Source organism: Rhodococcus sp. 05-2256-B1 (assembly GCF_002258465.1).
Taxonomy (GTDB): Bacteria; Actinomycetota; Actinomycetes; order Mycobacteriales; family Mycobacteriaceae; genus Rhodococcoides; species Rhodococcoides fascians.
Window position 1 is genome coordinate 215,517 of record NZ_NOZA01000026.1, and the last position, 20,597, is coordinate 236,113.

18 protein-coding genes are annotated in these 20,597 nt (G+C 66.2%); 7 read left to right on the forward strand and 11 right to left on the reverse strand.

Annotation, left to right across the window (positions count from 1 at the left end):
* Positions 1-7 precede the first annotated feature (7 nt).
* Positions 8-535 (forward strand): YbhB/YbcL family Raf kinase inhibitor-like protein, encoded by a 528-nt coding sequence (locus tag CH285_RS14400; protein WP_027497057.1) that lies wholly within the window; start codon positions 8-10, stop codon positions 533-535.
* Between the two features lie 65 nt (positions 536-600).
* On the opposite strand, the gene CH285_RS14405 is transcribed toward CH285_RS14400, so the two are convergent.
* From CH285_RS14405 to CH285_RS14415, 3 genes are all read right to left on the reverse strand, one after another.
* Positions 601-1,671 carry a quinone-dependent dihydroorotate dehydrogenase gene (locus CH285_RS14405; RefSeq protein WP_032382135.1) on the reverse strand — a complete coding sequence of 357 codons (1,071 nt, stop codon included), beginning with the start codon at positions 1,669-1,671 and terminating at the stop codon, positions 601-603.
* A gap of 78 nt (positions 1,672-1,749) precedes the next feature.
* The gene (locus CH285_RS14410) at positions 1,750-1,989 is read right to left on the reverse strand and encodes a DUF5703 family protein (RefSeq protein WP_027497059.1); all 240 of its coding nucleotides are present in this window, start codon (positions 1,987-1,989) and stop codon (positions 1,750-1,752) included.
* An 81-nt stretch (positions 1,990-2,070) separates the two neighbouring features.
* Positions 2,071-3,096: a YncE family protein gene (locus CH285_RS14415; protein WP_094643193.1), complete on the reverse strand. Its 1,026-nt coding sequence runs from the start codon at positions 3,094-3,096 to the stop codon at positions 2,071-2,073.
* Here CH285_RS14415 and CH285_RS14420 point away from each other — a divergent pair.
* Positions 3,095-3,628, forward strand: coding sequence for a hypothetical protein (locus CH285_RS14420; protein WP_228139215.1), 534 nt, complete (start codon positions 3,095-3,097; stop codon positions 3,626-3,628). The two genes, CH285_RS14415 and CH285_RS14420, sit on opposite strands and share 2 nt — an antisense overlap.
* A gap of 21 nt (positions 3,629-3,649) precedes the next feature.
* Here the strand turns inward: CH285_RS14420 and CH285_RS14425 are convergent, their stop codons facing one another.
* From CH285_RS14425 to CH285_RS14440, 4 genes are all read right to left on the reverse strand, one after another.
* The gene (locus tag CH285_RS14425) at positions 3,650-4,483 is read right to left on the reverse strand and encodes a heme ABC transporter ATP-binding protein (RefSeq protein WP_027497061.1); all 834 of its coding nucleotides are present in this window, start codon (positions 4,481-4,483) and stop codon (positions 3,650-3,652) included.
* Positions 4,480-5,547, reverse strand: coding sequence for a FecCD family ABC transporter permease (locus CH285_RS14430; protein ID WP_027497062.1), 1,068 nt, complete (start codon positions 5,545-5,547; stop codon positions 4,480-4,482). Before CH285_RS14430 ends, CH285_RS14425 begins: the two co-directional genes overlap by 4 nt.
* Positions 5,544-6,509 (reverse strand): heme/hemin ABC transporter substrate-binding protein, encoded by a 966-nt coding sequence (locus CH285_RS14435; protein WP_371828013.1) that lies wholly within the window; start codon positions 6,507-6,509, stop codon positions 5,544-5,546. Before CH285_RS14435 ends, CH285_RS14430 begins: the two co-directional genes overlap by 4 nt.
* 103 nt (positions 6,510-6,612) lie before the next feature.
* Positions 6,613-7,545: an aldo/keto reductase gene (locus tag CH285_RS14440; RefSeq protein ID WP_032370527.1), complete on the reverse strand. Its 933-nt coding sequence runs from the start codon at positions 7,543-7,545 to the stop codon at positions 6,613-6,615.
* A 244-nt stretch (positions 7,546-7,789) separates the two neighbouring features.
* Here CH285_RS14440 and CH285_RS14445 point away from each other — a divergent pair, with 244 nt between their 5' ends.
* From CH285_RS14445 to mshC, 5 genes are all read left to right on the forward strand, one after another.
* Complete coding sequence (locus tag CH285_RS14445; protein ID WP_370878785.1) at positions 7,790-8,620, forward strand: undecaprenyl-diphosphate phosphatase; 831 nt, start codon at positions 7,790-7,792, stop codon at positions 8,618-8,620.
* A gap of 25 nt (positions 8,621-8,645) precedes the next feature.
* Positions 8,646-9,365, forward strand: a complete 720-nt coding sequence (locus tag CH285_RS14450) for a histidine phosphatase family protein (RefSeq protein ID WP_027497066.1) — start codon at positions 8,646-8,648, stop codon at positions 9,363-9,365.
* A gap of 135 nt (positions 9,366-9,500) precedes the next feature.
* A complete protein-coding gene (locus CH285_RS14455) occupies positions 9,501-10,091 on the forward strand; it encodes a DUF3090 domain-containing protein (protein WP_027497067.1) in 591 nt (196 codons plus the stop codon).
* A 35-nt stretch (positions 10,092-10,126) separates the two neighbouring features.
* Positions 10,127-10,900 (forward strand): SCO1664 family protein, encoded by a 774-nt coding sequence (locus tag CH285_RS14460; protein WP_167328042.1) that lies wholly within the window; start codon positions 10,127-10,129, stop codon positions 10,898-10,900.
* 24 nt (positions 10,901-10,924) lie between these two features.
* Positions 10,925-12,166, forward strand: coding sequence for a cysteine--1-D-myo-inosityl 2-amino-2-deoxy-alpha-D-glucopyranoside ligase (gene mshC, locus CH285_RS14465; protein ID WP_027497069.1), 1,242 nt, complete (start codon positions 10,925-10,927; stop codon positions 12,164-12,166).
* Here mshC and CH285_RS14470 read toward each other — a convergent pair.
* Genes CH285_RS14470 through CH285_RS14485 form a run of 4 tightly spaced genes read right to left on the reverse strand, consistent with a single transcriptional unit; the run spans position 12,163 to position 20,467 of the window.
* Positions 12,163-13,401 (reverse strand): DUF2399 domain-containing protein, encoded by a 1,239-nt coding sequence (locus CH285_RS14470; RefSeq protein WP_176458610.1) that lies wholly within the window; start codon positions 13,399-13,401, stop codon positions 12,163-12,165. The genes mshC and CH285_RS14470 overlap by 4 nt on opposite strands.
* Positions 13,391-17,575 carry a TIGR02680 family protein gene (locus tag CH285_RS14475; RefSeq protein ID WP_094643194.1) on the reverse strand — a complete coding sequence of 1,395 codons (4,185 nt, stop codon included), beginning with the start codon at positions 17,573-17,575 and terminating at the stop codon, positions 13,391-13,393. Before CH285_RS14475 ends, CH285_RS14470 begins: the two co-directional genes overlap by 11 nt.
* A 4-nt stretch (positions 17,576-17,579) precedes the next feature.
* Entirely contained in the window at positions 17,580-18,995 is a 1,416-nt protein-coding gene (locus tag CH285_RS14480; RefSeq protein ID WP_032370531.1) for a DUF2398 family protein, read from the reverse strand.
* Positions 18,992-20,467, reverse strand: coding sequence for a TIGR02677 family protein (locus tag CH285_RS14485; protein WP_027497073.1), 1,476 nt, complete (start codon positions 20,465-20,467; stop codon positions 18,992-18,994). The genes CH285_RS14480 and CH285_RS14485 overlap by 4 nt, the downstream gene beginning before the upstream one ends.
* Positions 20,468-20,597: the final 130 nt, after the last annotated feature.

Below are 20,597 nucleotides of genomic sequence, written 5' to 3' on the forward strand. Positions count from 1 at the left end.
AACCATCGTGGCGTACAACCCATACGACTCGCTTCCGGACCTACCGTCCTTCGAGTTGACGTCCGAGGATGTGCAGGACGGCAAGCCCCTGAAGGCCCAGCAGGTCAGCGGAATCATGGGAGCCGGTGGACACGACAACTCCCCGCAGCTGTCCTGGTCCGGATTCCCCGAGGGCACCAAGAGCTTCGCGGTGACGGTCTACGATCCCGACGCACCCACGGCCTCGGGCTTCTGGCATTGGGCCGTGGCGAACATTCCGGTCGAGACGACGTCGCTGGTCTCGGGAGCAGGCGACGACGGTGGAACCGGGGTGCCCAGTACGGCCGTGACGCTGAAGAACGACGCGGGCCTGTTCCGGTACATCGGTGCTGCCCCACCCGCAGGCCACGGCCCACACCGCTACTTCATCGCGGTGCACGCCGTGGACGTCGATCGGCTCGAAGTCGACGAGACGGCGACCCCGGCGTACCTCGGGTTCAACCTGTTCTCGCACGCCATCGGACGTGCCGTGATCACGGGCACCTACGAGGCCTGATCGCGATCCCGTCGTGCGCGTTGTGCGTACCTCTGGGTACGCAAAACGCGCACGACGAGGGGCGGTCAGAGCTTGTTCTCCGAACCCACTGCGTCGGCCAGACGAGCGAATCCGTGCTGCTCGAGTCGGGACAGCAGACCACGGTTGATGTTCCTGATCCACAGCGGTCCGCCGTAGATGAACCCGGTGTATCCCTGCACCAGGGACGCACCGGCAACGATGCGTTCCCAGGCCTGCTCTTCCGTTTCGATTCCTCCCACCGAGATCAGCGTCAGCTGCGTCCCGACCCGGCGGTACAGGCGCCGAATGACGTCCAGCGAGCGAGCCTGCAGTGGAGCACCGGACAGCCCGCCTGCACCGATGGCCGCGACCGCCTCCGCGTCGGTACGGAGTCCGTCGCGAGAGACAGTCGTGTTGGTCGCCACGATGCCGTCGAGGCCGAGTTCGACAGCCAGATCAGCGACGGCGTCGATGTCCTCGTCGGACAAGTCCGGCGCAATCTTGACTAGAACCGGCACCGACACCACCGACTGCACGGCAACCAGAATCGGCCGCAACGATTCGACGGCCTGCAGATCCCGTAGACCCGGCGTGTTGGGGGAGCTGACATTGACGACGACAAAATCTGCCAGAGGCCCGAGCAATCGGGCGCTGGTGGTGTAATCGGCGGCGGCGTCCGCCGGCTCGACGATCTTCGTCTTGCCGATGTTCGCACCGATGGGAATCCGCGTTCTGCGCGAACGCAGTTTCGCGGCCGCGTACTCCGCACCGTGGTTGTTGAAGCCCATCCGATTGATGATCGCGCGGTCGAGAGGCAGCCGGAACAGACGAGGCGTCGGATTGCCGGGTTGCCCCTGCGCAGTCACGGTGCCGATCTCGGCGAACCCGAACCCCAGCGGGGCCCACGCATCGATGCCATCGGCGTTCTTGTCGAACCCGGCCGCAAGCCCGAGGGGTGCCGGAAACTCGATGCCGAATGCCGTCGAACGCAACCGCGGATCGTCGACGACGAACAGTGCACTTGCCAGCTTACGAAGCGGAGGAAGCGCCGCAACAGCCCTGAGAACACCGAACGCGAGGTGATGAATCCTCTCCGGCGATACGAGGAACATCAGGCGCAACAGGACGCGGTACAGACGGTCTCCCACGGTCTTCTTTCCGGTCGGTACTTCAGGGTCGTTGTTCGGAGTCGATCGGTGCTGCCGTCGAGCCGGTCAGATTCCGGGCTCCGGCACATGATGTGCGGTCTTCTTGCGCTTGAGCAACACGCGGCGACTTCCGTCGGTGTACAGACGTACCCGAGACAGCTCCCAGCCGCCGAATTCGGCCTGAATCGCGAGCCGCATCGATGCGGTCACGCGAGTGACGTCCGGTGGCAACCGGAGAGGGACGTACTCCCAGTCGTCGGACGGGGACACCTCCCACCCGACGGGCATCTTCGCTCGGCCCGGCATCGAATTCTCGTGTGCGTTCACGTGCCTCCACCATTCTCGAGGGTCGTTCCTGCGGGTACCGTCTCCTGCCGATTCAGCAGGTCAACGGCCCGCGGCGGGGATGCGCTGCAGCCCGTCCCCGGTCGCCGATCCCACGTACAGATCGCCGGTATCCGCGTCGACGGCAACCGAGTTCGGCTGTCGCACAGTGGGCAACCGTTGCGCCTCGACCGGAATTCCGGTGTCGAGTGTGTACCCGACCACCTCGTTGCGAGCCGGCAAGGTGACCCATGCAATACCGGATTGTTCATCGTAGGCGATCGCCCAGGGCGCGGACCCGACCGGAAACCGTTGCCGCATCAGCAGATCGTGCGAGGTGAAGACCAGCAGCTCGGTGCCGGTCGAGTCGGTGACCAGAAGTCGTCCGTACTCGTCGCTGGTCATCTCGGCGGCGCCTTCGCCCGCGCGCAGGGCCACACCGAGGGTGTCGTCGTCGAGGTTCAGATCGGTGATCGAGGTCTGGCGGCGATCGAGTACCGAGACACCGTCCGGTGTGCTGGCCAACGCGTCGGCCGAGGTCACGCCCGGTCCTGAGACCGTGCTCGTCACCTGTCCGGCGGCGTCGAGAATGCGGATACGCCCGGTGGCGTCACCGACCGCCGTGGTGCCGTCGGGTAGATCGGCAGCCGACAGAGTCCGGCCGTCGACGGGGGTATCGGTGCGCTGAGCGTCTGCCACGGTGATCCTCGAGAGAACTCCGTCCATCGGAACCAAGACACTCGAGTCGCGTCCGGCGACCAGCTCTGCAGCGGATCCGCCCAGATCCACCACGCGGGGCTCGCTCGACGCCTCCCCGTCCACCAGGCTCACGGTGGTCGACGCGTCGGTCAGGGCAACCAGAGTGCGCGTTGCAGAATCGAAAGTCAGTGCGTCCACGGGAGCGAAGGCGCGGACGACTCCGGCCGGAGCCACTGCAGTCGCGGGGGACAAGGCCGGCGGCTGCGGCTCGACGGTGATCTCGTCGGCGTTCTCGTCCTCGCTCGAGCAACCACCCAAACCGACGAGTGTGACGACGGCGAGCGCGGACGCCACTGCCGTCCTGGCCGTACGTGCCGACGGTGTTCGCATGGAACCGAACCTACTTCCTGTGGTGACTGCCCCTGGTAAGGCGCTGCCACATCTGTACCAGCGCGCGTCGACCTCGGCGAAATCGACAGCCCGGGACTCGGTGCCGTTCGTCGGGGGCGCGGAGACGGTAGCGTGTTCGATCGGCATCGAATTCGTGAACGAGCACGACATGGGAGCGGATGTGGGATCCGAAGGAACGCACTTCGTGGTCGAGGAAGTGAATGCGGGTACGCACGCCAACGGCTTCGGCAGAACCGACGACGGACGCGCGTTCGCGTTCAGAGTGCAGCGCAGCACGCTCTACGTGAAGATCTATCGGGCCGATGTCGTGTCGGCCGTGCCGGATCGAACCGAAGTGGACGCCGTCGCCGAGCACTCGGTCACCGAGATCGATCTGACCGACGAACGCAGCATCATCGGGGTGGTTCGTGACGCAGTCGCTCACGCTCAGCAGCTGTCGGATGTGTCACTGCGAGACACGGCAGTCCGGGCCTTCTTCAATCGCGTCAACTCTGCGCTCGAGGGTTTCTGAACCCTGGTCGTTCCGCAGGCTTCACTCCTGACCCCGCTTCGGGATCACCAGTTGCTCACCGGTGACGGGGTGGTCGAAGACATCGACCGGGTGTCGGTAGATCCGGCCGAGCCGCTCGGCGGTGAGAACCTCCCGGGGCGGTCCCGTAGCCACCAGCTCGCCTGCGTCGAGAATCGCGACCCGATCGGCGTAGGCCGCAGCAAGCCCCAGATCGTGCAGTACGACAACCACGGCACGACCGGACGCGGCCAGTGAACGCACCACGGCCATCACCGACTCCTGGTGTCTCACATCGAGCGCCGCGGTGGGTTCGTCGAGCATGATCGTGGCGGTGCGCTGTGCCATGACACGGGCCAACGCGACTCGGGACTGCTCACCGCCGGATAGGGAACCGAACGGACGTCCGGCGAATTCGGACACGTCGCAGGCGGCCATGGCGGCGGCCACCTGCGCGTCGTCCTCGCGTACCGCCGACGTTCCGGTCCACGGAGCTCGGCCCATCCGCACGATCTGCTCGACGGTGAATGCGAACCCGATCGCGTGCTGTTGCGGGAGCACGGCGCGTCGTCGCGCGAGGTCGACCGGCCGGAAGCGGGACAGTGGTCTCTCGCCGAGCAGTACCGATCCGGAACTGGGCTCGGTGTCTCCGGACAGGACCGACAGCAACGTGGACTTACCCGCCCCGTTCGGGCCCACGAGAGCCAGAATCTCTCCGACGACGACCTCGAGATGCACGTCGTTCAGAACGGCCCGGTCACCGCGGTGTGCGCCGACCCCCACGGCGACCAGGGTGCGTGAACCCGGTGTCGGGTCGGCAGGAATGTCGGAACGGTGTCCACCGAACTTCCCGATCATGCCCAGCCGCCCTGACGAGCCCGGGTGCGGCGCAGCAGCCAGAAGAAGAACGGTGCGCCCGCCAACGAGGTCACCATCCCGAGCGGAAGGTCGACGTTCGCCACGAGCGTCCGCGTGACGAGATCGGCCCCGAGGAGGACCACGCCTCCCGCGAGTGCGCTGGCAGGGATGAGTACCCGGTGCGCCGGACCGAGCACCATGCGCATGGCGTGGGGTACCACCAGACCCACGAACAGGATAATCCCGGTGAACGCCACTCCGGACGCGACGAGCACTGCGACGACCACGATGGCGAACTGACGCAGGCGCTCGACGTTCACGCCGAGATGGCGCGCCACGTACTCACCGAGTGCGAGCAGGTCCAGTCGGCGGGCGATCATCGACGACGCTCCGATCCCGACCAAGGCCAGCGGACCGACCACCGCGACCGACTGCCACGTGGCACCGGCAAGGGATCCCAACTGCCAGAAGACGATCTGGTCGCGAGCGGCCGGGCTGGCGACGAACGTGAAGAACGCGATCACGCCGCCCGCGAACGCATTGACGGCGACTCCGGTGAGGATGAGGGTCACCACCTCGGTTCGGCCGGCATTGCGAGCCAGGAAGTAGACCGCAATCGTGGTGACGAGTCCGCCCACGAAGGCTGCGAGCGCAACGGTCCAGACCCCGGCAAAGCTGCCGCCCAGGACGAAGACCGAGCTCGCACCGACAGCCGCGCCCGACGACACGCCGACGACACCGGGTTCGGCGAGAGGGTTGGCGAACACACCTTGGAGCAGTGCACCCGCGCATCCCAGACAGGCACCGACGAGCATCGCGAGGGTCAGCCGAGGAAACCGGACCTGCCAGAGGGTCACCTCGCCGCTGGGGTGAGCGGGCAGCGGGCCGATGTCGAGGCCCACCCGATGCGTCAAACTCCCCAACACTTCCGCCGGAGTCGTCGGTACCTGCCCGACGACAGCCGACACCAAGGCCAGGACCATCAGCACGACCGCCAGCGCGACGAACGTCGAGACCACTCGCGTCGTACCCGACCGCCACCGTGCAGACGACACGTCGCTCATGAGGCAGGTTCGTAGACGGCCTTCGACAATGCAGCCAGCACCTTTCCGGTGTTCGGACCGAAACTGAGAACGGTGCCGTCGTCCATGTCGACCACCCGACGCTGCTGGCCGGCGGGCGTCTGCGCGATACCGGGTATCTGCTCGAGCCCGTCGATCCCGCCGATCGATTGCAGCCCCTTCGTCATCATGAGAATCACGTCGGGTGCCGCAGCGATGAGTGCCTCACTGGTCACCGGGACGAACTGTTCGGTCAGACCCGATTCGACCCCTGCATCCCGAGCACCGATCGCCTCGATGAGAGCGTCCGCTCCGGAACCCGGACCGGCGAGCATCTTGATCGCCGGACCACGCATGTACAAGAACGCAACCTTCAGCGGCGCGGCGGATCGAGGCGCGTTCTGTGTCGCGGCGGCAATCTCTTCGGTTGCCCGTTGCGCCAGTGCGGAACCGGCGTCGGGAACCCCGAGAGCCGCCGCAACAGCGTCGATCTGTCCTGCTACCCCGGCCAGAGTTCGAGCGGGGTCGAAGTAGACGACCGGAATTCCCGCGGCCCGAATCTGATCCTGGACAGCGCGCGGGCCGATACTGGTGTCGGTCAGGACGACCGTCGGCGACAGCGCGAGAATGCCTTCGGCACTGAGCGAGTGGCCGGTAGGGGTGACGTCGGGTACGTCTGCTGCCGCGGGAAACGACGCCGAGGTGTCGCGCCCGACGAGATTGTCGCCGAGTCCGAGCGCGAACACCGTTTCGGCGAGGGTGCCGTACTGGTCGGCCGCCACGATCCTGCTGTTGTCCGAAATCGTGACGGGCACGCCGTCGAAACCGGTGACGGTGACCGGTAGTTCGGCAGCCGGATCGACCGCGATGGGCTCCGGATCAGGGTCGTCGACGACGGCGGTGCGTGGGCCGATCGTGCCGGAGTCCGGGACCGCGGAGTTGTTCACCGAACACGACACCAGCAGTCCGGCCGTCAGCAGCGCGGCGGCGAGGCGTTTGGCGATCACGACCATAGGTTAGCCTGCCCGACCTTCAGGTGACCTCACCCAGGCCGAGCAGCACCTGCGATCAACCGCTGACGTCGTCCAGGGCCGACGTGATAGCCGCCGGCAGTTCGAGCTCCTCGGCCATCAGAGCACCCATCAACTGGGCCAGATCGCGGGCACCGACGATCGCGCTGCTCACCCCGGGACGATCACGGGCCCACGCAAGGGCGACGACCAGGGGAGAGGTGGCAAGACCATCGGCGGCCGTGACCGCCGCATCGACGACACCTACCGCCGAGTCGGTCAGATACGCATTCACCGCGTCGGCGTGAAGCTCGTCGGCCCCGCGCGAATCGGCCGGAATCCCGTTGCGGTACTTACCCGTCAGGACACCACCCGCCAGGGGAACCGCCGCGAGGATGCCGATGCCGTGGTGCAGGGCGGCGGGAACCAGTTCGTCCTCGATCCCACGGGCCAACAGTGAGTACTCCGCCTGCGTAGACACGATCCGTCCGATACCGGCCGAACCGGCAGCCGTGGCCAATTGCCAGCCCAGATACCCGCGGGCACCGGTGTAGCGAACCCGTCCACTCGAGACGGCGTAGTCGAGTGTCGCCGCCACCTCGTCGACCGGGGTCATCGGATCCCACGTGGCCACCTGCCACAGGTCGAGATAGTCGGTACCGAGCTCACGCAGCGTTGCGTCCAACTGACCGAGCAGTCCGCGCCTCGAGCAATCGACGTGATACCGGCCGTACCGCGAACCGACCCCCGCGGCACTGCTGATCACCAAGTCCTGCCGAGGAACCACATCGTCGAGCAACTCCGCGAGTACTCGCTGAGCTCGACCGTCGCCGTACGCCGGAGACGTATCGACCAAGGTGCCGCCCGCCTCGGCGAACGCCGACAACTGCGCCGCAGCGTCGTCCCCATCGGTCCCGCTGCCCCACCCGAGAGTGCCGAGGCCGAGCCTCGACACCCGAAGTCCGCTGGTGCCGACCGATCTCTGCTTCATATGTGCCGAATGTCCTTTTACCTGTGATCGTCGGGTTCGTACTGGCCTGCCGCCAGTGCACAGTAGTGCGCCGCGCCGCTCGGTGTGAATGTGCCGCGCCGCTTCGCTGTGCTCGGTGTGAAAGTGCCGCGCCGGGTACGGTCGTCCCCGTGAATCGCGAATCCAGGGGGCGGGCACTCGCCCACGCGCCGGCAACAATCGAATCGTCCGCTTCGACGCTGGGACGGGGCGCCGCATGATCGACATGACGTGGCTGCAGGCGATCATCCTCGGCGCAGTCCAGGGACTGACGGAATTCCTTCCCATTTCCTCTTCCGGTCATCTGCGAATCGTGTCGGGGGTGTTCTGGAACGAGGACGCCGGCGCGTCGTTCACCGCGGTGACGCAGCTGGGTACCGAAGCCGCTGTCCTGCTGTTCTTCTGGCGCGACATCGTCAGAATCATCAAGGCCTGGTTCGTCGGATTGCGCAGGAAAGAAGAACGGGGTCTCGATTACCGCATGGGGTGGTACGTGATCATCGCCACCATCCCGATCGGCATTCTGGGTCTGTTGTTCAAGGATCAGATCCGCACCGGTGCGCGCAATCTGTATCTCATCGCGTTCATGCTGATCGCTTTCGCCGTGGTGATTGCCGTCGCGGAGAAGCTGGGCCGTAAGGAACGGCCGATCGAGAAACTCACCACCAGGGACGGCATCGTCATGGGCCTCGCTCAATGCCTGGCGCTGATTCCCGGAGTGTCCCGCTCCGGAGCCACCACCAGCGCCGGCCTGTTCCTCGGACTCGAACGCGAAGCTGCAGTGCGCTTTTCGTTCCTGCTCGCCATCCCGGCCGTCACGGCGTCCGGCTTGTTCTCGCTGCCCGACGCCTTCGAGCCGGTCGGCTCCGGCCTCGCCGCGTCGGGACCACAGCTGCTGGTGGCCACGATCATCGCGTTCGGCCTGGGTTATGCCTCGATCGCCTGGCTGCTCAAGTTCGTCGCGAACCATTCGCTGTACTGGTTCGTCGGTTACCGCATCGTGCTCGGTGTGGTTGTTCTGGGTCTGTTGGCCGGCGGGGTTGTCTCGGCTACGTGAACCGTTCCTCGTTAGGCTCGGAGCAATGACAGTCATCTTGCTTCGCCATGGACGTTCGACGTCGAACACTGCGGGCACGCTCGCAGGTCGGAGCGAAGGGGTGGAGCTCGACGACCGGGGCCGAGAGCAGGCACAGGCGGTTGCCGAACGGCTGGGGGTCCTCCCGGTCGTGGAGATCGTGCGCTCTCCGTTGTTGCGGTGCGAGCAGACCGTGGAACCGCTGGCCACTCGGTTGGGGCTGACTCCGATGGTCGAGGACAGGATCGTCGAGGTCGACTACGGACAATGGACCGGTCGAACCATCAAGGAGCTGCTGGCCGAGCCGCTGTGGAAGGTCGTTCAGCAGCATCCGTCCGCGGCGGTGTTCCCCGAAGGCGAAGGCTTGGCTACGGTGCAGCAACGCGCGGTCCAGGCGATACGGGAGCACGATGCGCGGCTGGCCGCCCACCACGGCCGGGATGTGCTGTGGGTGGCCTGCTCTCACGGGGATGTGATCAAGTCGGTGCTGTCCGATGCGATGGGTGCCCATCTCGATTCTTTCCAGCGGATCGTTGCCGATCCGGCGTCGATCAGCGTCGTGCGCTACACCTCGACTCGGCCGTTCGTGTTGCGGACCAACGACACCGGATCCGACTTGAGCGTGTTCGTGCCGAAGGCGGAAGAGCCGACGTCCGACGAAGCAGGCGCGAAACCCGACGTTGCAGACTCGTCCGATGCAGTGGTGGGCGGCGGCGCGGGCACCTAAAGATGCCGGTTCGCCGCCGATCTCCCGATCGGTGGCAGGCTGGAGGGCGAGCAATACCGTCCACGGTCGATCTGTGGCCGATAATGGAAGTTCGCGATTCGTTTCGCGGAGCTTTTCGAGTCGTTAGGAGGTGCAATGCCGCGCGCCATACACGTTTTTCGCACCCCTGATCGTTTCGTCGCCGGGACCGTAGGTGAGCCGGGTGACCGAACGTTCTTTCTCCAGGCGGTCCACGATGCCCGAGTGGTCTCGGTCGCGTTGGAGAAGCAGCAGGTACAGGTGCTGGCCGATCGAATGGGACTGCTGCTCGAGGAGGTGCAGCGTCGCTTCGGTACCGATGTGCCGACCGAGGAGGCCGAGACACTCGACACCAGCCCGTTGGTGACCCCGATCGACACCGAATTCAGGGTCGGCACGATGGGGTTGGGTTGGGACGCCGACGCCAATGCCGTCGTGGTGGAGTTGTTGGCCGTCAGTGAGGTCGAGGTCGACGAATCCGTCGTGCTCGACGACACCGACGAGGGCCCCGACGCGGTTCGAGTGTTTCTGACACCCGTTCAGGCTCGCGAGTTCGCAGCGCGGTCCGAGCTGGTCGTGGCAGCCGGCCGAGCGCCGTGCCCGCTGTGCGGCCTGCCGCTCGCCCCCGAGGGACACGTCTGCATCAGGACGAACGGCTACCGCCGCGGTGCCACCTTCGGTCCGGTGACAGAGGTCGACGAGTCTTGACCGTCGAACTACCTCCCTTCGAGGGCCGCGAGACCATGGAGACCGGCGAGCTGACTGTCGTCGGCCGGGTGGTTTCGGCGTCCAACGCCACCCTCGTGTGCGAGGCGGGCGACGGCGACTCGGCAGTGCGGTGCGTGTACAAACCCGTGCGCGGAGAGGTGCCGCTCTGGGACTTTCCCGACGGCACCCTCGCCGGGCGGGAGGTGGCGTCGTACGAGATCTCCGAGGCGCTCGGGTGGGGCGTGATTCCGCCCACGGTGCTGCGCGACGGTCCGTTCGGTCCCGGCATGGTGCAGAAGTGGATAGATACTCCCGAGGAGCGGGTCGAGGGCCGCGTGGACCTCGTCGACATCTGCCGTCCCGATCTCGTTCCGGCGGGCTGGATTCCGGTGTTGCAGGCCTACGACGGCGACGGCGAAGAGATCGCTCTGATCCATGCCGACGATCCACGCCTGCAGCGGATGGCGGTTCTCGACGTCATTCTCAACAATGCAGATCGCAAGGGTGGGCATGCCCTCGAAGGTCTCGACGGATATGTCTACGGGGTGGATCACGGCATCTGCCTGCACGCCGAGAACAAGCTGCGCACGGTTCTCTGGGGGTGGGCAGGCCAGGCGGTCGACGATGCTCTGATGGCCGACGTCGTGCGGTTCGTCGAGACCTTCGACACCGTCATCGCTCCACGGCTGGTCGACAAGATAACGCTGGCCGAAACCATTGCGGTGTTGGATCGGGCCCAGCAGCTGATCGCGCGCCCGGTCATGCCGGAACCTCGATCGAGCAGACCGATACCGTGGCCCGCCTTCTGAACGGGCTCGGATAGGCTCGGCTGCATGCATTCTTGGTCCAGCCCGGAGATCCCGACAATCCCAGGACAGGGTCCAGCGCTTCGGTTGTTCGATACCGCAGATCGCCAGGTCCGTCCGGTCACCCCCGGTTCGACCGCTCGCATGTACGTCTGCGGAATCACCCCGTACGACGCCACCCATCTGGGACATGCGGCAACGTATCTGACGTTCGATCTGATCAACCGCTTGTGGCGTGATGCGGGTATCGACGTGCACTACGTGCAGAACGTCACCGATGTCGACGATCCGCTGTTCGAGCGCGCGAATCGTGACGGTGAGGATTGGCGCGATCTCGGTGCGCGCGAGATCGAGCTGTTCCGCGCCGACATGGAGGCTCTGCGGGTCGTGCCTCCGCACGACTACATCGGTGCCGTCGAGTCGGTGGAGGAAGTCGTCGAACTGGTGGAGAAGCTGGTGGCGTCCGGCGCTGCCTACGTCGTCGACGACGCCGAGTACCCCGACGTGTACTTCCGTGCCGACGCCACCGAGCAGTTCGGCTACGAATCCGGCTACGACCGTCCCACCATGGACACGTTCTTCGCCGAACGCGGCGGAGATCCCGATCGTGCGGGCAAGCGCGATTCACTCGATGCGCTGCTCTGGCGCGCGGTACGTCCCGGCGAACCGTCGTGGCCGTCGCCGTGGGGCCCCGGCCGACCGGGCTGGCACATCGAATGCGCTGCCATTGCACTCAATCGCATCGGAACCGGTTTCGACATCCAGGGCGGCGGAAGCGATCTCATCTTCCCGCACCACGAGTTCTCGGCGGCACACGCCGAGGCGGCAACCGGTGACCCTCGGTTCGCCCGGCACTACGTGCACACGGGAATGATCGGTCTCGACGGCGAGAAGATGTCCAAGAGCCGCGGCAACCTGGTGTTCGTCTCGAAGCTCCGCGCAGAGAACGTCGATCCGGCCGCGGTGCGGCTGGGCCTGCTCGCGGGCCACTACCGGCAGGATCGGCCGTGGTCCGACGAGGTCCTCGAGCGAGCCCACACCCGTCTCGCGCTGTGGCGTCGAGCAGCGGCGCTCGAGTCCGCAGCGTCGGCCGACGACGTCGTCAACCGCCTGCGTCAGCATCTGGCCGATGACCTCGACACGCCCAAGGCTCTCGACGCCCTCGACGCGTGGGCGAGTTTCGCAGTCGAGCGCGGTGGATCGGATGCGAGCGCACCCGGCACTTTCGCCGATGCGGTCGATGCGCTGCTCGGAGTTCCGCTGCGTTAGTCCGCGGGCCCCAGGCGTAGATCTGCCAGCAGATCCGGGATCAGGCGTTCTTCCATGACCGCTCGTCCCGAATCACGCAGTGCAGCAGCCAGTTCCGGGTCCCACGGAGTGTCCGTGGGATGCCCCTTCAGTGGTTCCGAGTTGCGCGCGTCCAGTGCGCGGCGGTACGAGTCGACGTCCATTCGCCACGGCACCGCGTCGTACCGGGTGAGTGCGCGGGTCACCATGTGCATTCCGGCCCAGTCGAAATCGGCACGCCATTCGATCGTGGTGCCGGGGGCGCGCGCAGCCAGCAGCCGATGCACTGCGGCCGAGGGCTGACCGTCGGTGCAGATCAAGCTGGCACAGTTCGAGCCGAGAGAGCGGGCTGCGGCCGCGAGCACAGCGACGTTCTCGCACACGAACACGGTCGACGAGCTGTTGGTGAGAGGGCCGCGCGCGAGCATGTCCACGGTGACGGGAAAGGGCACGCCCTCGTCGGCTGCTTCGTTGAGCCAGCGAGCCACCGTGTTGGTCTCGACGACGCGGTAGCCGAGAACCAGTACCCGGCTCGACACGGCGTCGACCGACACTCCGGCCGTTTCCCACAGCGCTCTGATCCCCACTGGATCGACGGGTCGAGGCACGTTCTCGCGCAACGACAATGCATCGAGGACGAGTTTCGCGGCACCGCCGCCCGTGAGGGCCTTGGTATCACCGGTGGCCAGTTCCGCCAGCTCGGTGAGCGACATCCCGTCCACCGGAAGCAGCGCCAGGACTTGCGTTGCGACCCCGAGCGCGTCGACGGCGACGCGGCCACCGAGGGTGCCGTCCTGATTGAGCAACGACGCGATCCAGTGCTCGATCCACTCGCGATCGGTACCACCGCCGAGCGCCGCACGCGCCCGATCGAGCGCATCGGCGCGCAGCTGAGCCTTGTCGGCCGCAATGCGCTTCTTGTCCTGCAGCGGTGCCTGCCCGGCGAGGGTGTCGATCAGACCGATACCGCCGTTGAGCGGATGGCTCAGCCATGCGTCGAACCGCTCGAGATCGAGCCGGGTGCTCCGTGCCCGAGAGTGCAAGCTGGAGTTGGACTTCGAGATGGCACTGCACAGACGCCACAGTTCCGGCGCATCACTCAGGTCGACGATGATGTTACCGCCGACACGAAGCCAGTTGGACTCCAACTTCTTTCGCGCAGCGTCCAACAGCGCCGCCAATTCGACGCTGCCTCGCCACTCACTGTTACCGGCCAAACTCCAGCCCACCTTCGGTTCGGGTCGGCACCCGGCGGGTCAACGGTGATCCGAGGGCTGCTGCGAGGTCGGTGCCGTCGTGTTCGGCGAACAATTCACCGTTCTCCCACACCAGAAGTGCTGCGCTGACGGTGTTCTCGGCGGTCGAGTGCGCCAAATCGTAGTGTGCGCAACCGGGGACGTCCGCGTAGGTGATCCACAGGTCGTAACCGGTCATGAACAGATCCAGGTCGAATTGCACACTAAGTCCGAGCAATTCGCTACGACCGTTGTCGTCGACACCGGCGAACGCCTCGTCCAGCGCCAGCAACCGCGGCGAATGCGGATCGGCGGACGAGAGCATCACGTGCGCCGCGGCGAACAGCGGCAAATGCAGCGACACCGATTGCTCACCGCCCGAGAGCGCACTGTGACGAGCTACGGTCAGGCGATCCTCGTTGCCGTCGCCGCTGATGAGCGTGAACGCGAACACCCGCCAGCGACGATAGTCCAGTGTCGCGGACAGGATCTCGGGATACGACCGTTCCGGATGTGCCGCACGAGCGATCCTGATCTCCGATGCGAAGTGTGCGCGCATCGCGGCCAGATCGTCCTGGCTCAGCGCCGAGGCATCGCGGTCGAGCAGCTTGGACACTGCCCGCGCCCCGTCGTCGAGGTTGTCCGCGAGCACCCAGTGCACGCCGATCGTGTTGCCCGAGGACATACGGCGTTGCTTCATCTCTGCGGACATCTGGGCGATCAGCTCGCGTGCATCGACGGTGCGCTCGTGAATCTGCTGCGCCAACCCGGTCAGCAGCGCGTCTTCGAGAATTCGGCGTTCCTGCTCGGTCAACAGCAGTTCCTGGTCGGCCCGGGCGGCACCGATGCGGTCGGCGAAGTCTCCGACCGAGGAATAACCCTGCTCGTCCTGCACGCGTACCACCGTCAACCCGTCCGGTGCGTCCCACTGCAGGCGGTAGTCCTGACCGGAAGCGGCCAGTTGCGAGTCGAACTCCTGCAGTGCGCTCGTCAGCGCCGTTCGTGTCGACTTCCGGCTCGAGTCGGTCACTTTCACCGACGCCGTCGCCGTGTCGAGTGCCGAATGCAGCGCGAGCACCACCGATGGAAGTACCGGGACGTCGTCGTCGGGGCCGGCGGCCTGCTGAACCCGATACAGGATCTGTTCGACCGTCAGCCACGCCGAGTCGCTGGCCGGCCACGTATACGTCTCGTGCACGCCGAGGATGTGCAGCAGATCCTTGCGGGCGTATGGTGCCAGTCGGACAGCATCACCCAGGGCCTCGGTCACGGCAGCGCGCAGGCTCTCGAGCGCCGTGTTGCATGCACCCTCGGCCTTGCCGATCGCCTCACCGGCTTCCTTGTCCGCCTTTCGGGCTGCTCGCTGCTCGGCTCGGCACTTCTCGATGCGATCGCGCGCGTTTTCCAGGTCGGTGTTGATCTGTTCGGCCGTAGCACCGAGTTTCTCGCTCAGCAATTCCAGACGCTGCAGCTGTTGCCGATAGCTCTCGTCGGCTATCGCGGCTTCCTCGGCGAGTTCCTCGGCCAGTCCGGTGGCCTCCTCGAGGCGGTTGGTGGCCTCGCGCGCCCGCTCGGTCTCGCGTGCGTGGTCGCTGCGTTTACGGATGACCGCTGCGCCCTGATGCTCGAAATGGCGAATCGCTGCGGCGAGGGCATCGACATCGCGGCCCAGGTGCGGGGTGCGATGGGCCACGGCGACGGAGCGCAGTTGTTTCTCTTTCGCGGACAGGTCGGCGATCGCTTGGTCGAATTCTCGATCTGCCGCTGCAGACGCATCTTTGGAGGTGCGCAGCGCGCCTGCGGCTGCCGTGACGGCACGTTGCGCTTTGACGATGGCCGAGACTCGGGGGAGCTGCTTGGCGGCCGCGTTCAACGCCTGCACCAGCTCGCGTGCCGCCAGCTCGGCGGCGGTCGCGGTCGCGAGTTCGGCTGTCGCGGAATCGATCGCAGCACCGAGCTCGGCGATGCGCTGCTCTCGCCGACGCGCCCGCGCCGTTGCACCGATGTACTCGGCATCCGGTTTTGCGTGGCGACCCTGCTGCACTCCCTGCCAGTACCGACCGTCGACGCCTATCGAGACAGAACTGTCCAAGGGGTCGTTTCGATCCTGCTGCAATGCAATCGAATTCAGTACATCGAGAATTCGCGATTCCTGGACGGCAGTACCGGGCTCGGGTTCCAGCACGGACGCGAGCGTCGAACTGGTCGGCCTCGCGGCCACCGGTAGCGGCGACAGATATTGCTCCGACGTCGCGTCGACGGGGGAGTCTGCGGTCGGGTGGATCCACCCGTCGAGCAGGTTCGCGGCCTGCAGTGCGGATTCGATCCCCGCCGCGTCGGCAGAGGAGACCGCATCGGCAAACCGAACCAGTTGCCACAGTGGTGCGCCCGAGAGATCGGCACGGCTGTCGGTGCGCGCTGCGAACGGTGGTGGGGCATCGTCGTGTTCGGCTCGCACCAGGGACAGTTCGTCGCGCAGCGCCTTCACCTCGGCCTCGCGCGCGGCCACGTCGACGCGTGCCTGTGCCTGCCGGGCGCGAATCGCATCGATACCGTCCGAGGTCTGCTCGGCGAGCACCGATTCCAGGCTCGGGGCGTCGTCGTCGCCGATGCCTGCCAGGGCTGCGTCGAGGGCCTCGAACACAGCGGAGGTGATGCCTGCGGAGGAGTAGAGCGACGAGTTGCTCGACCACCAGGCCCGCAGGCCCGAAGCGAACTGCGCCTTCTCCAGGTCCACCGTCGCCTCGGCCTCGGTGACGGCAGCCGCGGCTGCTTCGAGCAACTCGCGCGCCTTCGTTGCGGCCTTCTCCGCGCGAGCGCGTTCCGTCGACGCCTTCTCGACGGTGGCCAGCGCCTCACGCACTGCACGTACGTCGCCGTCCCGTTCCTCGGCGTGCCCACGAAGCGCGGTACTGATCTGATCACTGCGCGCCGTGCCGGGCAATGGGGTCCACACGATGCCGGCATCCTCGGCCGCAGTCTGCAGCTCGTCCTCCGCGCGAGTCACCCCGGCAACGGAGTCCCGGAGTGCGGCGTCCGCCCGGGCAGCCTCGGCCGTGCGCTGCTCCAGTTCTGCTTGCGCTTTGCGTGCGCGATCGGCCTGCTGCGCCGTCGAGACCTCCAGCTTCGCAGCGGATTCGGCGAGATCGTCCAGTTGCTGCTTGCCCTCGTACGCGCTCGAGCGCTGCAGGGTTTCTCGGTCTGCGACGGCCTGATCGAGCGCACGCTCGGCCTCGTCGAATCGAGTCTCTGCGGCCGCCCGTTCCAGCAGACGCCGGTCCTGCAGGGCGGCGGCGGCGAAGTGTGCGGTGGTCGCGTGCGTCACGGCTTCGAGCCGACGCGAGACTTGTTCGACGTCCGAACGGGTTTGTACGCGAAGGTATTTGGAGTAGACCGACACGAAGTTCCTGGCCGCCTGATCGGCTTGGGCCAGTCCCTCCAGCGCGCGTCCTACTTCCTCCATGTCACTGAAGGAACGTGCCGCCTCGAGCACCAGTTGCTCGTCGAGGGGACGCAGACCGTCGGTCAGCGCCTGGGACAACCCTTTCGGATCGAGATTCTTGGCCAACTGCGGACGGCGAAGTGTCAGAATCAGATTGATCAACTGGTCGTACCGTTGCGCGCCGAGCCCGAACATTCGGGCATCGATCGCGGCGCGGTAGTCGACCGGACGATCGGTCAGGGCATCGCTGCCGAGTTGTTCGGCCAACTGCTTCTTCGTCAGCGGCCGGTCGTCGGAGCCCAACAACGAGAAGTCGACGCCCACTCGGCCGTCGGCCACGAAGTACCAGCGGGTCACCTTGTCGTTGTGGCGGCTCGCCCGCATACCGATTCCGACGGTCACCGATTCGGGGTCCTCGCGCGAGCCGCGGCCGAACTCCATCCACACGTACGAATGTGCGCTTTCCTGCCCTCGGTAGAGCAGGTTGGACTTCATCGTTCGTTCTTCACCGGCGAACGGGTTGAGTCGGCGCGGCTCGATCCGGCCGTCGAGGACGAAGGGAAACAGCACTTCGAGCGCTTTGGTCTTGCCGGATCCGTTGGGACCACGCAGCACCAATCGACCGTCGGCGAAAGAGAACTCCTGATCGCGGTAATCCCACAGGTTGACGATTCCGGCGCGCGTGGGCCGAAAGCGATTCGAGTGTGCGGTCATCTACTCAGGCCTCTACTTCGGATGGATCGGTACTGGGGGCTTGTTCGGTGCCGAAGAGCGAGTCCTGCGGGGCTCGGTCGCGCACGCTGACCATCACGTCTCGGTACCGAGCGATCACCGGTAGCACCAACACACCGCCGGATACGCTGTGTATCAAACGAAGTCGATGCAACAGCGCAATCGCACGGATGCGTAGACCGTCCCGGTCGGTCTGCCACTGCGCCGCGAACGTGCGACCGAATCGGTCCACGAGATCGTCGACGACCGAGACCAGCCAACTGTCCTCGATCAACGGATACTGTGTGCGCTCCGCCGAGTTCTCGACCGTCGTCGGATCGGCGGGAAATCCGAAGTCGGCCAGGTCACCGAAGATTCCGCCGCCGGGGATCGCGTCGTCCAACTGTTCGACGAGTAGGTCGCTCGCAGGTAGCGGATGCGTTGTGAGCGCCGGAGCGTCGGGATCCACGACCCGATCGGAGATTTCTCCCGCGATGAGCAACGCCACCTGAGCGATCGTTCCGGTGCTGGGAAAGCGGTGGTCGGACAACCGTCCCGAGGTGTCGATGAGGGCCACGCCCTCGGCGCGACGCTCGGCAACGAGACCGGTGAGCAACTCGACGTCGGCGACGGTCCTCGAGGCGGTCAGGGCGGTGCGTGCGTCCCCGTCGAGATCGTCGAGATAGACGACGGGGTGTTCGACCAACGCTCGGCGTACCGCACGCAGCGTTTCCTTCGGGTCTGCCTCACGCCCGGACTCGATGTGTCCGAGATCGGAATCCTCGGGATCGATCGGGGCATCCGAGCCGGCCAGCAGGCCACGAATCGAACGCAGGTGCTGCACGGCACGCGGCGGCCGAAACATCGCGACGACCACCGATCGGTCGATGTCGTACAGGGCCTCACCGGCCGTCGGATTGTTAGCCCAGCCCGTGGCGTCGCCGTCGGCCAGCGAGATCGCACCACGCGTGGCCAGCCATCCGATCGCGTCGACGAATGCGTCTCGGTCGCTCGCGCGGTCGGTCGTGAGTTCGACGCCGTCCACCTGACTCGACTCCGTCGCCACGTGATCGGCGAGTTCGGACAGAGTGATCTGGTTTCCGGCCCGACCGAGCGCGGCAAGCGCCAGCGCCAGATACGCGTACCTGCGGCGGTCGAACACCCGCTCGGAAGGCGTTCGCGCGGGTTGACTGTCGTCGAGACGATCGATCACGGGGAACAGACGCGCGGTCGTCTCGGTGACCTCGAAGCGGTAGCCGAACAGCTCCAGGAGATCCTCACGCAGTTCGGTTGCCCACCTGCGCAGCAGCGGTAACGCGATTCGATCGGGGTACGTCGCGGTGACCAGGTGATTGGACAATGCGACTCGGGCAGCCCGCTGGTAGGAATCCAGAGCGAGCGAGGAGATCTCACGTGCTCTCACCGGCGTGCCACCTCACTGACGTCGAGGGCGAGGCGGTCCAGATGCAATCGGCCACGGCTGGTGCGCACGATCGTCGAACGGTCGCTGTCGCTCAGCGTCAGGCGCACGCCACTGTCCGATCCGGACGAGTCCGAGGTGCGTCCGCTCACGCGTACCCGGGCAGTCAACGCGGCGTTGAGCAGGCTCAGCAACACTTCGGTTTCCTGCTCGTTCAGAATGCGGTCGTGGATTCCGGCCGAGGCGAGCGACTGCGCCGCGGCACTGCGTGATCGCTGCGACTCGAGTTGCTGCTCGCGCAGTCGTCTGATGCCGCCGTCGTTGCGCTGTACCCGCCCTGGAACGCCGGGGGTCGGAGTACGTCCTGTCTCGGCCAGCGTGCGCGAGATTTCGACCGGCGGTGCCTCCCACCATGATCGGGACATGGGGATGATGTCGGCGTCGGGATGGACCATCGACAGGTGCCGGGGTCGGCCGAGGCCGAACACGGCGTGAAACAGAGCATGTGCGCTGTCCTCGGTGGGGGCAGCAGCGAACCAGCCGGCGAGGTGACGCAGTTGGCTCTCGCGACTCACACCGCCCTTCCGAGTTTCGGTGACGCGCCGCAGCAGTGACAGCACAGCAGCGATCGCGCTCATCGTGCCCTCGCGGAGGCGCTCGGATTCGCTGAGCTCGGATTCGGCCGCGACGAACCAGTGCGACAACCCGGCCCATCGGTCGGTCCAGTCCGCTCGCCGTTCGTCGACGGAGAGAAAGACTCGTTCGTCGCTGATCGCGGCACGGTCGACGAGTTCCTCGATGCCGGTGCTCTCGACGAGTGCGATCGCTTCCGCCAACTTGGGGGCATAGCGGGTGAGATCGGAGCTGAACTCACGCATGTGCGTGAGCAGTGCATCCTTGTGCGCCAAGAACGATTCGGGCGTGATCTCGGTGGTGCGCACCAGGTCGCCCAGCACCAGATAGAAGTGGGCGGCGCGGGTCGCCATCTCCGACAACGTCGAATCGAGTCTGCTGAGCTTGCGGTAGATGCGGTCGCCGTCGGCCTGACGGTTCGCCTCGGCCAGCTCGTGCATGTCGGCCAGCAGCTCGGGCAGCACCAGCCGGGACAGCGAGGCGTCGTCCAGGCGCGCACCGAGCACGTCCTCGACCGCGCGGTAGGCCTTGTAGCCGGCCTGACCGAACTGGTAGACGAAGTGCCGGTTGCGGTATTCGGCGAGGGTCGCGGCGCGGGTGCCGTCGTAGCTGCGTTCGAGCAGACCCCAGGTGTGGAGTTGATCGAGCAGGGGTGCGATGTCCAGTGTGGTCAGCGCGTCGTGACGCCCGGGGCTACGAGCGATGAGATCGGCGACGTCGCCCGAGTGCAGCAACACCACGTAGTTCGCGCGAGCGGTGTCGAACGCCCGCAGTACTGCCAGGTATTCGGATCTTTTCTCGGCGACGGCGAACGAGAAGAGACCGAGACGGTCTTCCTCCACGAACGCATTCGCGGCACCCAGCCGTGCGTCCTCGCCTGATTCGGTCACTGGAACAGGGTAGGGGCTAGGAGTGGAGCCTGCGGAATGACCCTGGTGGGAGGAGTGGAGCCTGCGGAACGACCCTGGGGGT